Source organism: Bradyrhizobium sp. McL0615, from assembly GCF_049993905.1.
GTDB lineage: Bacteria > Pseudomonadota > Alphaproteobacteria > Rhizobiales > Xanthobacteraceae > Bradyrhizobium.
Map to the genome: position 1 here is coordinate 3,269,135 of NZ_CP188254.1, position 16,513 is coordinate 3,285,647.

Genomic DNA, 16,513 nt, shown 5'->3' on the forward strand with positions numbered 1-16,513 from the left:
TCGTCGCCAAGGAGACGCATTTTCAGCATCGAGGAACTCGTCAATGAGGTTCACCCGGCGCATCATACTCGCGGCGTTGACCTTGCTTCTGCCTGTTCCGGCAGCTCTCGCACAATCGCCGAACCCGTTGCCGTCCTGGAACGAGGGCGCGGCGAAGAAATCGATCACCGACTTCGTCACAAAGGTGACGATGCAAGGTGGCGCGGACTTCGTGCCGTCAGCCGAGCGCATCGCCACCTTCGATAATGACGGCACGCTGTGGTGCGAGCAGCCGGCCTATTTCCAGCTCGCCTTCGATCGCATCAAGGAGATGGCGCCGCAGCATCCGGAATGGAAGACGACGCAGCCGTTCAAGGCGATCCTGGACAGGGACATGAAGGCGCTGGCAGCCTCCGGCGAGAAGGGGCTGATGCAGATCATGGCGGCAACGCATGCCGGCATGACCACGGATGATTTCAGCAAGGCCGTGCGCGAGTGGGCCGGCAGCGCGCGTCACCCACGCTTCAACCGGCCCTACACCGAGCTGGTCTACCAGCCGATGCTGGAGTTGCTGGCATACCTGCGCGCCGACGGCTTCAAGACCTTCGTCGTCTCGGACGGCGGCGTCGAATTCATGCGGCCCTGGATGGAGAAGGTCTACGGCATCCCGCCCGAGCGGGTGGTCGGTTCGTCCGGTGTAGTGAAGTTGCAGACCGGTGCCAGCGGCAGGCCGGAGCTCATGAAGATTGCAAAAATCGAATTCGTCGACGACGGCCCGGGCAAGCCGGTCGGCATCAACCGTTTCATCGGCCGCCGCCCCATTTTCGCGTTCGGCAATTCCGACGGCGATTTGCAGATGCTGCAATGGACTGTCGCGGGCGAGGGCGCGCGGTTTGCCGGCATCGTCCACCACACCGATGCGGAACGCGAATACGCCTACGACCGGCAATCGAAGATCGGAAAGCTCGACAAGGCGCTGGACGAGGCGGCGGCGAAGGGGTGGAGCGTCGTGGACATGAAGCGGGATTGGAAAAAGGTTTTCACGGTTGAGCCCTGAACAGTTTTGCGGGCCTGAATAGGAGCAGGTAATGACCAGATTTGTTTGTGCAGCATTCACTCTGCTTTTCGCTACGGCAGTGGTAGCAAGCGCCCAGACGCAACCTGCCCGCATCACGGATCAGGATATCAGCGACGCGTATATCTACCTGCTAGGCCGCCTGATGGTAACGCGTCAGCAGCAGCTCGATTTCCAGGAAGGGTTCAAATGGAACGAGCTGGTGCATCGCAAGCCCGGCGGGGTGGATTGGCCCAATCCTAATCTCGATGTGGCCTACTCCGAAGCGTGGGTCGCGGTCGACGAGAGCAGTTGCACGGTCGTCAGCGTGCCAAAGGTCGAGGGCCGCTACTATACCGTGCATTTCCTCAACGGCTGGGGCGAGACGCTTGCCAACATCAACGCGCGCATCTTTCCCAATCGACCGTCCGGGGAATTCGTGATGTGCCTTCGGGGTACGAACGTCGCGGTTCCTGCGGGAGCCACTCGCATTGATCTCCCAGTGAAATATTCTCGCGTGCTCGCCCGAATCGAGCTCGGCGTCAATTGGGACGAAGCTATCGCCCTGCAACATCAATTCAAGTTCCGGGCGACCGGTACACCGAAGCTTCCGGACATACCCAAGACGCCGATGTTCGAGCTGGAGGCGATGCCGGGCGCCGAAGCCTTCGAGGCCGCCGACATCGCACTCGACAGCGAGCCAGACCTCAATGTCGGCCTCGAAGCGATGCAGGAGAAAACCCGCGCCATCGCCAAAGCCGTCAAAGACCCCGCCGAGCGTGCGCGCGTCGATCAGGTGGTCCGCACCCGCGCCTTTGCCGATCTCGGCAAGGCCGGAGCACGCATCGGCCACGGAACAATCCTGAATGGCTGGGTACGTCCCGGTGTCGTCGGAGAATACGGCATCGATTACGTGACGCGGACTTTGGTCGACTACCGGGGTATCTGGGCCAACATCAAGCCGGAAGTACTCTACTACCGGGGCAGCGTTGATCAAACCGGCGCAGAACTCACCGGTGACAACGTCTATACGCTGACGTTCCCCAAGGATCAGTTGCCCGCCCAGTACGCCACGCATTTCTGGTCGGTGATCGCCGTGGACGGCGTCTATTTCCGTGTTCTGCCCAATCCGCTTAACCGGTTTCTGCTGAACAACCAGTCGAAGCTGCAATACGGCCCGGATGGTTCACTCACGCTTTATTTCGCCGATCAGAAGCCTGCCGACGCACCTGACGGCAATTGGCTGCCGACGCCGAAAGGATCAAAGTATCGCCTGACGTTCCGGTTCTATCGGCCGACGGAAGGCGTGGCGAATGGGACCTACTATCCGCCGCCGCTGATCAAGCGATGATGCGATGGGAGGCAGCGATGGCAACCGGCGCGCGCTTTGCCAAATGGGGCCTCGGCCTCTTCATCTTCGGCGTGTTCCTCACCTTCGGAATCATCGCGCATTACTGCGCGGGCTCACGCTGGCCAAACGGCGAACTGTTCATGCAGAACATCACGCTGTGGTGGGCCTGCCCATGGACGCTGTCGGTCGCGGCCGTGCAGGCTGGCGGGCTCGGCATGGTAGCAATCGGTCTCACGCTGATGCTGGCCGCGCGAGTATCGCCGCCACACCCGGCTGCAGAAGGCTCGACGGCGCTTTTGCTCTGCATCGTCGGGCTGCTGGGTGTCTTCGTCGTCGGCTATCCCGGCTACTTCGTCTTCGATGCGATCTGGCCGAGCTACTACTACTCGCCGGTGGCGGCGGGCAAGAATGCCTGGCTACTGGGACAGGCGCTGTTCATCGCGATCTATTTCGTGGGTCTGCTGATTGCATTCAATGACGTGCGGCACGCGCTCGCACTGGCCGCGCGACAAGCACCTGGTACGCAAAAGTGAGGGCGGAAAAAACCCAAAAGGAGGATGACGATGAGCAAAGGGCTGTTTGTTGCACTTGCACTATCTTGCCTTACGGGAAGCGCGCTCGCGCAAGATTCGCCGCAAGAGCGGCTCATTCGCAGCCGTGCCGTTGAATCCGTGATCTGGGCCATGCCGGCGGTCAATTACGACCTGATGCTGCAGGAAATGCTCAGCAAGACGGACGGCAAGGTGAACCAGGCCGTCTATTGGGGCCGTCCGCTCGACTGGCACAATCAGACGCTCACGCCCAATCCGGACGCGATCTACTTCATGGCGTTCTTCAATACCAAGGATGGTCCGATCGTTCTTGACTTGCCGCCCGGCGACAACAACGGGTCGTTCAACGCCAACATCGTCAATGTGTGGCAGATGCCGCTCGAAGATGCCGGGTTGCTCGGCGCCGACAAGGGCCAAGGCGGCAAGTATTTGATCCTGCCGCCGGGTTACGCAGACAGGGCGCCCGATGGCTACATCGCGCTGCAATCGGACACCTTTGGCGGCTATATGCTGTTGCGATCGAATCTCAAGAGTCACAACAGCGCTGACGTCGCGAGATCGATTGATTACGGCAAGCGATTCAAGGTCTATCCGCTTGCGCAGGCGTCCAGTCCGGCGACGACCATCTTCACCGACGCCAAGGACGTCACCTTCGACTCCACGATCCGTTACGACGCGAGTTTCTTCGAACACCTCGATCGCATTGTGCAGAGCGAACCCTGGCTGCAGCGCGACCGTGCAATGATCGACCCGCTGAAGTCGTTAAGCATCGAGAAGGGCAAGCCGTTCAAGCCCGATGATGCAAGCAAGGCGCTGCTGACGGCGGCAACACGTGAAGCCGGCGCGTGGCTGGAAGCGAAATATGATGCCGGCTTGCCGCCGTTCTTTTCCGCGACCAGCCGCTGGACCGTTCCGGCGCCTCCCGAACTGGTCAAAGCGGCGCAGGAAGCCTATGCCGATCCGAACCTTTATCCCGTCGATAACCGGGGCATGGCCTATAGCTACGCCTATATCGGCATCAAACGCCTTGGCGTCGGCCAGTTCTACCTGATCTCGATCCGGGACAAGGAAGGGCAGTCATTTGACGGCGGCAACACCTATCGGCTCATGGTGCCGGCCAATCCTCCGGTCGAGCAATACTGGTCGGTTACCGCCTATGACCGCCAGACCCACGCACTGATCAAGAATATGCCGCGTGCGAGTCGCTCGTCGCAGATTCCGGAGTTGCAGAAGAACGCCGATGGCTCCGTCGACATCTACTTTGGCCCGGCGGCGCCGGTGGGCAAGGATGCGAACTGGGTTCCCACCGATCCGGCGCGGAAGTTCGAGCTGATGTTCCGCGCCTACGCACCGACCAAGGCACTGTTCGAAAAGAGTTGGGTGCTTTCCGATGTCGAGAAAATCGGCAGCACCGTCGGAAGTGGAACAGCAAAGTGAAGCGCGGCGTGCACGCGATGGTGTGGAGGTCCGTAGCGCCATCGCGGCATATCGCCCTCAATGTCGCCGGCAATGGGAGATGACGATGAAGAAAACCAGCACGGCCCTTATTGTCAGTCTGATGGCCTCAACCGCTTCGACAGCATGGGCAGCGGCCGAGCCTCCGCTGCCACTGTCGCCGAACTGGGGTCGCGCGATGCCATCAGGCCCTGACACGCGCGTCAAGATCACCGAGGAGTATGCCAAGCAGGTCGGACGCGATGCGTACTTCTGGGCGTGGCCGATGGTGAACATGTATAACCGCCGGCTTCATTTCATGCAGGTCAAGGAGATGGTGCTTCGGGGGCCGCTGATGGAGGCACCCGCCAATCGCCTTGCCATGCTCACCGACTATGTCGATCCGGACGAGCGCTCGGTCGCATGTCCGAACCAGGATGTCGTCTACGGTATCGGCGCGCTTGCGCTCGACGTTTCGCCGGTTGTGGTTCAGGTGCCTGACTTCGGCGACCGGTTCTGGGTCTATCAGGTGGTCGATCTCCGCACCGACAGCTTTGTCCAGCTTGGCAAGATGTATGGCGCCACGCCGGGCTTCTACCTGCTGGTCGGGCCTAACTGGAATGGTGAAGTCCCGAAAGGCATTACCAAGGTCTTCCGCGCCTCGACCAATACCGGACTCGCCGCGCCGCGCATTGCGCAGAACGACACGCCGGAAGACAAGCGCGCCATTCAATCTGTCTTGTCCGGCATCATGATGTACCCGGTGGCGGAGTACGACGGCCGGACCAAGACAAAGGATTGGGCCAACCTGCCGAGGGCGCCTGCGCCTCCAAGCGGGGCACAGGAGACGCCATGGGTCATTCCGGACAAGTTCGTCGACGAACTGCCGGCCGTTCTTGCGGACGCAGCGCCGTTGCCCGGAGAAGAGGCGCGCTACGCCCAGGTGCTTGCGGTCGTGGCCGCAGCCAAAAACAATCCCGCGATCAAGCAGGCAATGACCGAGGGCGCCAAGGAAGCGGACGAGAAGCTGGTGAAGCCGCTATTCCAGTTCCGCAACTATGGCCAGCAGCTTCCGCATAACTGGTCGACGATCTCCAATGAAGCTGCCTTCGGCACGGACTACTTCACGCGCACCGCCGTGGCGAAGTCGAACATCCTGGTCAATGCGCCGAACGAGACGAAATACTTCTATCAGGACCTCGACGCGAACGGCGGGCGCCTTAACAGCGCCAATCGCTACGCCGTCACGTTCGACAAGGATCAGGTTCCGCCGGTGAATGGTTTCTGGTCGCTATCGATCTACAATGAGCATCATTTCTTCATCAAGAATCCAATCAACCGCTTCTCGGTCGGAACCAAGAACAAGGATCTCAAGTTTGCCGCCGACGGTTCACTGACGATCTACGTTCAGGCCGAGGCCCCGACCGATCCCGTCCAGCGCACCAACTGGTTGCCGGCGCCCAACGGCGATTTTTCGCTCTTTATCCGCGCCTACTGGCCAAAGGTGGAAATCACGGAGGGTTCATGGACGCCGCCAGCCGTGCGGCGAGCGGAGGGCACCACGATAGGGGTGCGGCAATGACGTAACGAGAGGGCGTCGCGTGAAATGACCGGGACCAGCACCAACGGCGAGCGCCAGCTTTACATCGGCTTTCGCGCGTCGATCATCACCGTGTTCATCGCGGCTGTGCTGTTCGTCGGCCTGATCCTGGTCTATCTCAGCTTCGATCGCATCTCCTCGATCACGCGAACGGCGGCCAGCACCTTCATCGAGAAGGTCGCCCAGCTCGGCGCCGACCGCATCGATACACAGTTCAAGAGCGTTCGCGACAGTCTCGACATTCTCGGCGGGCTCCCCGCGGTCCAGTCCGCGGAGATCGACGACAATCCGAGACTTTATGCGTTGATGGCGTCGACGCTGCGCAATAATCCGCAGTTGTTCAGCCTCTATGTCGGGTATGAGGACGGTTCCTTCCTGGAGATGGATTTCATCAAACGCGCCAAGCCTGGCTTCAGGGCCAGCCTGAACGTCGACGAGGATGCGGTTTTTCGTCTCGTCGTCATCTCCCGCACCGGCAAGGCCACTGCTGCGGCCGTCACGCAGTACCTGTCTGAGAACCTGATCCAGGTCGCGGAGGTGCCGGGTCCAACCAGTTACGATCCGCGGCGGCGTCCGTGGTACATCGATGCCTTCAAGGACGAAAAGACCTTGCTGACCGGTCCGTACATTTTCTTCGCCACCGCTGAGCCCGGTTACACGTTTCACACCCAACTGAGGGAAGGCCGCCGCGGCGTCGTCGCAGGCGACCTGCTGCTCAACCGGCTGGAGCAATTGCTGGCGGAACAGCGGCTTGGCCAGTCGGGCCTGACGTTCCTGTTCAACGACGCCGGCCACATCGTCGCCCACCCCGAGATGGGCAGGCTCATGGACGCGATGCCTGAGCGGAGCAATGAACTTCCCAGGCTCGACGCCATCAATCTTGCCGGGCTGTCTCCGGCGATCCAGGCGTGGCGCAAGGGCGGACATGCCCAGCAGATCTTTGCCGATCAGGCGGGCAGGACATATGTCGTCGCCTTCCATCCTATCGGGATCGCGGGGTCCGCCAATATCCACCTGACGGTGGTCGCGCCGCTTGACGAGTTCTTTTCGACGATCATGTCCGAGCGACGAGCGCTGTTCGCGATCGCTTTGGGATTCGTTCTCGCAACCTTGCCGCTGGTGTTCTGGGTGGGCTCGCTGATGGCGCGTTCGCTGCGCGCGCTGGCGAAACAGACCGATGAAATTCAGCGGTTTCAGGTTGCGGAGCGACCGCGGTTACGTTCGATAGTCAAGGAGATCGACGAACTTGGCCGTTCCGTTTTCACCATGCGAACCGTGGTTCGCAATTTTTCGAGCTTCATTCCCAAACAAATCGTTCGCCACCTGATCGAGTCAGGGACATCGCTAGGTCTGGGCGGGACCCGGCGCGAGATCACGGTTTTGTTCACCGACGTCGCCGATTTTACCGCAAAGACCGAAAAGGCCGACCCGTCGCAGGTCATGATCTTCACCTCGCGCTATTTCGCAACGCTATCGGAAGCGATCATGAACCATCACGGCACCATCGATAAGTTCATCGGCGATGCGGTGATGGCGCTCTGGAACGCGCCGACCGATGACCCCGACCACACCATCCATGCGTGCGAGGCGGTCCTGGCCTGCTTGCGCAAGAACGACGAATTGAACGAATCTTTCAGAAGCGAGGGATGGCCACCCTACGAGACCCGCTTCGGCCTTCACGTCGGCGACGCGGTCGTCGGCAACGTCGGCTCGTCGGAACGCATGAACTATACGGCGCTGGGCGCAACCATAAACCTTGCCGCCCGGCTCGAGGGCTTGAACAAGAATTATGGCACCCGGGTACTCGCAAGCGCGGCCGTCAGGGCTGGCGCGGAGCATCGCTTCGTCTTTCGCAGCATCGACCGGATCAGCCCAAAGGGTTTTGCGGAAGCGGTTGCGATCCATGAACTGCGCTGTGCGCGCGAGGGCGATGTTACGGCAGAACTGGCTTTCTGCAGGCGCTGGGACGAGGTTTATGCCTCGATTGAGCATGACGATCCCGCGAGCGCGCTTGCGGTAATTTCGGCCTTCCGCAGTGAATACCCGGGGGACAGCGTTGCCCGATACTACGCTGAGCATGTTCGGGGCGCCCTTCATTCCGGGCGCCCAGGAGGGACCGGCACCGGCCTAAGAAAGCGCGCGCGATGAACAGACGGCAGCTCTTGACGGGTGCGGCCGGCGTCGCCGTCGGCGCAGCGCTTCCGACACCGGCGATCACGCAGGCCAGGACCAAGATCCGGCTCGGTCATCTCCATGTGGTCGCCGTCGACGGACAGATCCTGACCGGCCTCGATCGTGGTGCGTTCGAGAAGCGGGGCATCGACTTCGAGCGCTCGGAATTCAATACCGGCCCCGAGGTTTTCGCGGCGATGGCGGAGGGACGTCTCGACGTGCTGTCGGCCGGCGGCGTCATCTCCAACTATCTAGCGCTCGGCGCCGGTCGCGCCTTCCTGATCAATGACATTGAGATCGCTACCGCGCAGCTATGGGTCAGGCCGGATCAGGGCGTCAGGACGTTCGCCGATCTGAAGGGCCGGCGGGTCGCGACGACCACCAAGACGACCGCCCACATATTTCTGCACAGGGCGCTGCAGGCCAACAAGATCGATCCTGCGGACGTCGAACTGGTCAACGGCAGCATGGCGGACGCCGTGGCATCGTTCATTGCGGGCACCGTTCCCGCGGTCGCGCTCTGGGTGCCGTTCAACATCAGGGTTCGCGAGGCCTTGCCGGGCGCCATCAAGCTGGTGGATGCGTCGGCCTTCTATCCCCAGTCCGCCGTCGTCGGCGGGTGGGTCGCGCGAACCGATTACTACGACGACAACAAGGAGATCCTCGGCAACATCATCCGCGCCTGGGCGGACGCCAACGATTACATCGTTCGCAATCCCGCCGCTGCCGCCGAAGCGCTGCAGAAGAACCACTACAGGCAGGCGTCGGTGTCCGATATTGCCGAAGCGCTGAAAGCGCAGAAGATGTTCACATCGCGGGAGTGGCGGAGGCTTTACGTCGACGGAACGGTCGCGAAATGGCTGCAGCAGGTCAGCGATTTCTTCATGACCGATGCCGGCATCACAGGCGCCAAGCCTGCTTCCGAATATTTTGACCCTGATCTGTATCTCTCGGTGATCTGACCGGTGGAAATTCGATGCTTAGGATCGTCAGCAAGCGCGGGTTTGAAACGATGTTCCGTCTCTACGCCTCAACCAAGGTGCTGTTCGAGAGGACGTGGGTGTTACCCGATATCGCACAAGTCTCGCCACAAACGATGGGAGTACGCAATGAAAAGGATCGCGATAGCCTCCGTCATACTTCTCTCGGTATCGCTGCAGCCTGCTTTGGGGCAACCACAATCGGCCGGCTCAATTCCTGTCACGGTCGACAATTTTATCCGGGCCGAGTCTGATCTGTACTTCGGCAATCTGGTGAAAGAGGGCTCGTTCGGCAAATTTAGCCACCGCCGTGAGCCTGCGGCGATCGACAGCCAGACCGTTATCCGCCTCAACCGCGATACGCTCTATTCGTCCGCGGTGTTCGACCTCGACGCCGGACCGGTCACGATCACCATGCCGGATCCCGGCAAGCGTTTCATGTCGCTGATGATCGTCAATGAGGACCACTATGTACCCTCGGTCACCTACGATGCGGGTTCTCACGTCTTCACGAAGGAGAAGGTCGGGACGCGCTACATCCTTGCGGGGGTCAGGACACTGGTCGATCCGGTTGACCCGAAAGACGTCGCACAGGTTCACGTACTCCAGGATGGGATCAGGGCCGAGCAGAACAGCGTGGGAAAGTTCGAAGTTCCGAACTGGGACCAAGCCAGCCAGAAGAAGGTGCGCGATGCGCTTCTTGTTCTTGCCACGACAATTCCCGATTTCAAGAAGGCGTTCGGTACCAAAGAGCAGGTCGATCCGATCCGCCATTTGATCGGAACGGCCGCGGCCTGGGGCGGCAACCCTGACAAGGACGCGATCTACCTCAACGTCACGCCCGAGAGGAACGATGGCAACACGGTCTACAAGCTCAACGTCAAGGATGTGCCAGTCAACGGCTTCTGGTCCGTCAGCCTTTACGATGAGAAGGGCTATTACGAGAAAAACCCGTACAACGCCTACTCGATCAACAATATCACCGCGCAGAAAGGCGCCGACGGCTCGATCGCCATCCAGTTTGGCGGTTGCGACGGCAAGCTGCCCAACTGCCTGCCGATCATGAAGGGCTGGAATTACACCGTGCGGCTCTACCGGCCGCGCGCCGAAATCCTGAACGGCAAGTGGAAATTCCCGGAACCGCAGCCGGCCAGTTGAGGTAGCCATGTCCGGATTAGACATCTTCGCCTGGATCGTGCTCATCATCCTGATCGCCAGCGTGATCGCGGTGTTCTGCATCGCGGGCTGGCTGCCGGGCCACATTGCCAAAACCCGTGGCCATCCGCACGCGCAGGCCGTGACGGTCGCTGGCTGGGTCACATTGATTTGCGGCTTTGCGCTGTGGCCGGTCGCGCTGGTCTGGGCCTATGTCGATGTGCCAGCCACGCCCACGAAGGAGCCGCGGCCATGATGATCGCATTGATGGCTGTCTACCTCGTGCTGCTGTTTGCGCTGGTCCACTTCGGCATTGTCACCTTCAATCTGTTCTGGAAGTGCTCGCCGTTCATCGTGCTGCTACTGCTCAATCTGTTGCTGTTCATCCCGATGGGATGGGGCGCGCCGCAGGGGTCTGCGCTGGTGGCGCGCAACGCGGTCTCGATCATTCCGAATGTGGCGGGCGAGGTGATCGACGTCCCCGTCGAGGGCAATGCCGCGTTGAAGACCGGCGACGTGCTGTTCCGCATCGATCCGGTGCCCTACGAGGCGCAGGTGAGGGCGATCGAGGCGCAACTGAAGCTGTCGGCGACGCGCCTCGCGCAGATGACGCAATTGTTCGAGCGCGATTCCGGCCGCGGCTTCGACGTCGAGCAGCGGCAGTCCGAGGTCGATCAGCTCAAGGCGCAGCTCGAAGGCGCCAAATGGAACCTGGACAAGACGGTCGTACGCGCGCCCGCCGACGGCTACGCGACCAACGTCGCGCTGCGCAAGGGCGCGCGCGTGGCGGGTTCACCTGTGATGGCTTTCATCGACACGTCGGAGACCCTCATCGGCGTCGAGATATCGCAAAACGATGCCCGCTATATCGCGCCGGGGCAGCCGGTCGAACTAACCTTCAAGCTCATGCCCGGCACGGTTTATTCCGGCAAGGTCGAGACGATCCTGCAGGCGATCTCGACCGGCCAAACGCAGGCTTCCGGGCTTGCGGTGACACCAAAGGCGGTCGAATCAGCGCCCTTTGTGGTGCGCGTGAAGCTCGACGATCAGGAGCTATCGAAGCGGTTACCGGCGGGCAGCACCGGGACAGCGGCGATATTTACCGAGGCCGTGAAGCCAACCCACATCATCCGCAAGGTGCTGCTGCGGCAGATAGCGATTCTCAATTACGTTAATCCTTTCTGACCGGGCGAATCCGGGGACTGGATCCGTATCTTTTCGGGCAAAGGCAAGGATGAACGACCCGGATTTTCGAAAACGGACTTGACCCCGTGGTTACCCGGTGCGATCCGGCAGGGACGGCGCCGCAGCATTCATGACACGGGCATTGCAGTCCTTGACGCCACCCCAATTCCTGTCCATATGCGGGGGTGTCGACACTTGGCCGAACGGCTGGGCTGCTTTGCGTTGCCCACTGACAGGCACGCACGTTTCAGACCCTTCTCCAAAAATCGATCATCCAACGACGGCGCCGATCTCTCGGTGCCTCGATCTAACGTGCACGGTCAGAAGGGGTTATCTTTGCAAAAGACAGCTGGGCAGCAGCCTGACAGGCAAGAGGGCGCTAGCTTCATTCAATCGTCCGTTGGCGGCGATGATGCCCTCGACGCTCGGCGTTGGACGCGCATTTTGGGCAACTACAGCACGCCAAGTCGGCTGCGCAGCATTGCCGAGCTGGCGATCACGGCTTTGCCGCTCATCCTGTTGTGGACCGCGGCCTGGTTCGCCTTCCACCTTGGCCATGCCTGGGCTTCGTTGCTTATCGCCATACCGGCTGCCGGCTTTCTCGTGCGCCTGTTCATGATCCAGCACGACTGCGGTCACGGCACCTTTTTCGCCAGCCGGACGGCGAATGACTGGGTCGGCCGCGTCATTGGCGTGCTCACGCTGACGCCCTACGACTGCTGGCGCCGTATGCATGCCACCCATCATGCCACCACCGGCAATCTCGATCGCCGCGGTACCGGCGATCTCGATACGCTGACCGTGCGCGAATATCGCGCCCTTTCCTGGCGAGGTCGTCTGAAATACCGCCTTTATCGTCACCCGCTGATCATGTTCGGGGTTGGACCGGCCTATCTGTTTCTTTTGCAGCAGAGGCTCCCGGTCGGCCTCATGCGCAATGGCTGGCAGCCCTGGGCCAGCACAATGGCAACCAACCTCGCGATTGCCGTCATCGTCGCTGTGCTCACCTGGTTTATCGGCATCAAGGCGATCCTGCTCGTGCACCTTCCGACCATACTTCTCGCCGCCACGGCGGGCGTATGGTTGTTCTACGTGCAGCATCAGTTCGAGCACACGGCGTGGGACCGCGACGAGAACTGGAACCTGCATCAAGCCGCGCTGCACGGCAGCTCGCATTACGACCTGCCGGCGCCGCTGCGCTGGCTCACCGCCAACATCGGTGTCCACCATGTGCATCACCTCTCCAGCCGTATTCCCTATTACCGGCTGCCGCGCGTGCTGCGCGACTACCCTGAACTGCGCGACGTCGGCCGCATAACGCTGCTACAGAGCTTTCAGTGTGTACGGCTGGTGTTGTGGGACGAGGCGCAGCGCCGCCTGGTGTCGTTCCGGGAAATCTGAGCCCGGGACTTTCGGGAAGCCGCGCGGCATCTCGCATGAGATGGCGGATGACGCTCTCGCTACGTACCAGCGCGACGGAGCCGGCGCTAAAGCGGTGATCGCCGCCACGCGCTCAAATATCAGGGTTGAGTAACGCCTGCTCGACATCGCATAATCTCCGGATCATCCGGAGGAACGGCGATGCAATTGCGGGTCTTTGGGCGCACGGGAATGCAGCTCTCGGTGCTGGGCTTCGGCTGCGGCGCGGTGGGCGGATTGATGGTGCGCGGCGATGCGGCCGACCAGGAGCGCACCATCGCGCGCGCGATCACAGCCGGCGTCAACTACTTCGACACCGCGGTGCAGTATGGCGATGGCGAGTCGGAAAAGAATCTTGGCCGGGTTTTGCAAAAGCTGAAGCCCGCCAATGTGGCCGTCGGCACCAAGGTCCGCGTGCCGCCGAGCGAGTTTGGCCGCATCGATGAGGCCGTCAGGACATCGCTCGAAGGCAGTCTGGCGCGGCTAGGTCTTGACCGGGTCGACATCTTTCATCTGCACAATCCGATTACCGAGAACGGCGGCGGATCGGCGCTCAGCGCCCGGCAGGTGCTCGACGAGGTGGTGCCGTCGTTCGAGCGGCTGCGTCAGCAAGGCAAGATTCGCTTCCTCGGGATAACGGCGTTAGGCGACAACGCCGCACTGCATCAGGTGATCGGTGCGCGCGTCTTCGACAGCGCGCAGGTCGTCTACAACATGCTCAATCCATCCGCGGCCGGCGCATTGCCGGCGCGCTATCCGGCGCAGGACTATGGACGGTTGTTCGATGCGACCGAGGCCGCCGGCGTTGGCGTCGTGGGCATCCGCGTGCTGGCTGCCGGCGCCCTGTCGGGTTCGGCCGAGCGTCATCCGATTGCGGGCCCTGTGCCCGAGCCGATCGGCTCGGCGATGAGTTACAATGCCGATATCGATCGCGCGCGCCGCCTGATGCCGCTGGTAGAGGAGGGGTTCGCCGCCAGCCTGACCGAAGCCGCCACGCGGTTTGCGCTGTCACATCCGGCGATGGGCACGATCCTGGTCGGCATGGCGACGCCGCAACAATTCGACGACGCACTCGCAGCAGTGAAAAAAGGTCCGCTGCCGCCAGCGGCGCTCGACCGGCTTTCAGCGCTGCGGCAGGGATTTGCCGGCGAGGCGCGGTGATTGCTCAAGCTGCCGCGCTTTCCCGGACGTCGCTTCGCTTATCCGGGCTACTTGCCGGAATCTGCACCCATATGGATGGTGTGTCCACGCAGTATCTATGGAAGGAATTACTATAAGGATTTTGACTATGAGCGACGTGACCGAGAACCTGCTCCAGGGCCGATGGACAGAGTACCAACGGCTGCTAGAGGTTCGCGCATCTTATGCGCCACTGGTCCGACTCGCCGAAATAGATAACGTCCTGAGCCAAGAAGGTGTGCCGAGGCCGATTTCACACAAGTGGGCGTTGATCGTTCAGGAAGAGAAGATACCCGATGAGATGTACAGGAAGGCTCTCGCTGAGGCGGAGCAAAATGTCTCGCGTTTAAAGCGGATGCTGAGTGCCGAGACCAACTTCACCTACGAGGAAATGGTGCTTGCGATTACCCTCCGCGTTGAACTTCAGTTGTTGGCTGAATTTTTATTGAAAAGACGCGGGGCAATCGAGTTTGCTCCCGATTTGGCGGACAAGGATCTGCGAGAAGTTTCTGGAAATTCTCAGAATGTCTCCGCACTTCGTTCTGCCAAGGCGGCAGCAAAAAGAAACTGGGGTATTCCGATCCGGTCTTCTTGGTTTGAATAAACGGATTGCTGCATGCCGGTGCGTATTCAGCCGTCAGGGATAGCCAGCCCCGGCAATTTCCACATCGACCACGTCGATCCGCGCAGACGATTTGCGTTGCCGGAGTTCTTCGTAGGATGTCGCCGCGCTCAGGCAGAACAGTGTTCGCCGGTCCGGCCCGCCAAGGACGCAGGCGAGGGCGCGGCGGCCGGGGACTTCTATCCGCTGCAACTCGCGCCCGCTACGGTCGAGGCGAATGAAGGCGTCTTCTTCGAAGGCTGCGACCCACACGGCGTCTTGTCGGTCGAGGCAGATGCCATCGGGAGACTTCATGCTCCCGAAGCGGCCGCGAAGCTTCAGGTCGCCGTTCGGTTCGATGTCGTAATCGGCGAGGCATGCGCCATCCATCTCGGCAACAACGAGCCGGCGGTTATCGGCCGAGACGGCGATGCCGTTGGGAAACCGCAAGCCATCAGCGACCACGCGGGCCGCGCCATCCGGCATCACCAGAATGATGCGCCCACAAGCGCCGCGATCAGGTGGCGGCGGCATATCAAAACCGAGATCGCCGACATAGGCGCGGCCGAGCCCGTCGATGATCATGTCGTCGATGGTTCCGGTCGCGATCCCGGAAAGATCCGCGTAGAGCGAAAGCCGGCCGTCGGCATAGCTCATCAGGTGCTTGCGGAACATCGTCAGGACGACAAGCCGTCCGTCCGGCAGGATGCCGGTGCCACAGGGTGTGTCGCCCTCGAATTTCGCATGCTGCTCGCGCGCGCCGGAGGGCGAGAGGCTGAGCAGCGTCCGCTCCATGCAGTCGACGAACCAGAGCCGGTCCGCATGCCAGCGCGGCCCCTCGAAATAGCGTCCGCCGTCGAGCAGGCACCGCAACGTCATCGGCTACAGCGTCACCACGATCTTGCCGAGGTGTTTGTTGGCTTCCATGTGCGCGAACGCGGTTCGGATCTCGGCGAACGGATAAACCTTGTCGATCGGCAGTTGCAGCTTTCGCGATTCCACCGCGCCCCAAATGTCCTTGCGGACCTCGTCAAAGATCTCGCGGACTTCCTCGATGGTACGGGTGCGGAAGGTGACGCCAATATAGTTGATGCGGCGGGCGGCGTGGAGGTCGAAATTGAAGTCGCCGTGGGTGCCGCCGAGCCGGCCGACATTGACGATGCGGCCCTTGACCTTGGTGGCTTTCAGATTTTGGTTCGCGACCGGGCCTGAGACCTGATCGACGATCAGGTCGACGCCTTCGCCATTGGTGGCTTTCAGTACCTGGTCGACCCAGCCGGGATCGCTGGAATCCACCGCCAGATCAGCGCCGAACTCCTTCAACCGGCCGCGGCGCATCACGTCCGTGGACGAGCCGATCACAAGTTTCGCGCCTTTGAATTTGGCGATCTGCATCGCCATCAGCCCGACGCCGGAGCTCGCGCCCTGGATCAGGACCGTCTGACCCGCCTGCAGTGCGCCGTTGGTCACGACAGCATTGTGCATGGTGGCGAGCGCGACGGGGAGGGTGGCGGCTTCCTCGAAATTCATGTTCGAGGGCGCGCGGAACAGCCGGCCGTGATCGGCCAGCGTGTATTCGGCAAACGCCGCGCCGCCCGAGCCCATGATCTTGTCGCCGACCTTGACGCCCTTGGCGTTAGGACCGAGCTCGGCGACTTCGCCGGCCCATTCCATGCCGAGCACGGTGCCGACGCCGCCGGCCGCGCCATGCACATGGCCCTTGGTCATGCCTAGATCGGCGCGGTTGAGGCCGCAGGCATGAACCTTGACCAGCACCTGCGTGCCCTTCGGCGACGGTTTGGCGACATCGGTGATTTCAGCGCCGTTGGCGCCGTAGACATAGGCTTTCATGG

At 61.4% G+C, this 16,513-nt stretch carries 15 protein-coding genes; 13 read left to right on the forward strand and 2 right to left on the reverse strand.

Annotation, left to right across the window (positions count from 1 at the left end; translation table 11 throughout):
* Positions 1-43: 43 nt before the first annotated feature.
* From ACPPVP_RS15430 to ACPPVP_RS15490, 13 genes are all read left to right on the forward strand, one after another.
* A complete protein-coding gene (locus ACPPVP_RS15430) occupies positions 44-1,036 on the forward strand; it encodes an HAD family hydrolase (RefSeq protein WP_426535661.1) in 993 nt (330 codons plus the stop codon).
* A gap of 31 nt (positions 1,037-1,067) precedes the next feature.
* Positions 1,068-2,384, forward strand: coding sequence for a DUF1214 domain-containing protein (locus ACPPVP_RS15435; protein WP_426535663.1), 1,317 nt, complete (start codon positions 1,068-1,070; stop codon positions 2,382-2,384).
* 17 nt (positions 2,385-2,401) lie between these two features.
* A complete protein-coding gene (locus ACPPVP_RS15440) occupies positions 2,402-2,917 on the forward strand; it encodes a hypothetical protein (RefSeq protein WP_426535665.1) in 516 nt (171 codons plus the stop codon).
* Positions 2,918-2,947: 30 nt separating this feature from the next.
* Positions 2,948-4,372: a DUF1254 domain-containing protein gene (locus tag ACPPVP_RS15445; RefSeq protein WP_426535667.1), complete on the forward strand. Its 1,425-nt coding sequence runs from the start codon at positions 2,948-2,950 to the stop codon at positions 4,370-4,372.
* An 85-nt stretch (positions 4,373-4,457) separates the two neighbouring features.
* Positions 4,458-5,951: a DUF1254 domain-containing protein gene (locus ACPPVP_RS15450; RefSeq protein WP_426535669.1), complete on the forward strand. Its 1,494-nt coding sequence runs from the start codon at positions 4,458-4,460 to the stop codon at positions 5,949-5,951.
* A gap of 24 nt (positions 5,952-5,975) precedes the next feature.
* Entirely contained in the window at positions 5,976-8,117 is a 2,142-nt protein-coding gene (locus ACPPVP_RS15455) for a cache domain-containing protein (RefSeq protein ID WP_426535671.1), read from the forward strand.
* The gene (locus ACPPVP_RS15460) at positions 8,114-9,103 is read left to right on the forward strand and encodes an ABC transporter substrate-binding protein (protein ID WP_426535673.1); all 990 of its coding nucleotides are present in this window, start codon (positions 8,114-8,116) and stop codon (positions 9,101-9,103) included. Before ACPPVP_RS15455 ends, ACPPVP_RS15460 begins: the two co-directional genes overlap by 4 nt.
* 147 nt (positions 9,104-9,250) lie before the next feature.
* Entirely contained in the window at positions 9,251-10,279 is a 1,029-nt protein-coding gene (locus tag ACPPVP_RS15465; RefSeq protein WP_426535675.1) for a DUF1254 domain-containing protein, read from the forward strand.
* Positions 10,280-10,286: 7 nt separating this feature from the next.
* The gene (locus tag ACPPVP_RS15470; protein WP_426535677.1) at positions 10,287-10,532 is read left to right on the forward strand and encodes a DUF3302 domain-containing protein; all 246 of its coding nucleotides are present in this window, start codon (positions 10,287-10,289) and stop codon (positions 10,530-10,532) included.
* Complete coding sequence (locus ACPPVP_RS15475) at positions 10,529-11,461, forward strand: HlyD family secretion protein (protein ID WP_426535679.1); 933 nt, start codon at positions 10,529-10,531, stop codon at positions 11,459-11,461. Before ACPPVP_RS15470 ends, ACPPVP_RS15475 begins: the two co-directional genes overlap by 4 nt.
* A gap of 387 nt (positions 11,462-11,848) precedes the next feature.
* Positions 11,849-12,862: a fatty acid desaturase gene (locus ACPPVP_RS15480; RefSeq protein WP_426537864.1), complete on the forward strand. Its 1,014-nt coding sequence runs from the start codon at positions 11,849-11,851 to the stop codon at positions 12,860-12,862.
* A gap of 180 nt (positions 12,863-13,042) precedes the next feature.
* A complete protein-coding gene (locus tag ACPPVP_RS15485) occupies positions 13,043-14,041 on the forward strand; it encodes an aldo/keto reductase (RefSeq protein WP_426535681.1) in 999 nt (332 codons plus the stop codon).
* A gap of 127 nt (positions 14,042-14,168) precedes the next feature.
* Entirely contained in the window at positions 14,169-14,663 is a 495-nt protein-coding gene (locus ACPPVP_RS15490; RefSeq protein ID WP_426535683.1) for a hypothetical protein, read from the forward strand.
* A gap of 33 nt (positions 14,664-14,696) precedes the next feature.
* Here the strand turns inward: ACPPVP_RS15490 and ACPPVP_RS15495 are convergent, their stop codons facing one another.
* Both ACPPVP_RS15495 and ACPPVP_RS15500 read right to left on the reverse strand, forming a co-directional pair.
* On the reverse strand, positions 14,697-15,539 hold the full coding sequence (locus ACPPVP_RS15495; RefSeq protein ID WP_426535685.1) for an SMP-30/gluconolactonase/LRE family protein: 843 nt from the start codon (positions 15,537-15,539) through the stop codon (positions 14,697-14,699).
* 3 nt (positions 15,540-15,542) lie between these two features.
* On the reverse strand, positions 15,543-16,511 hold the full coding sequence (locus ACPPVP_RS15500; RefSeq protein WP_426535687.1) for a zinc-binding dehydrogenase: 969 nt from the start codon (positions 16,509-16,511) through the stop codon (positions 15,543-15,545).
* Positions 16,512-16,513 lie beyond the last annotated feature (2 nt).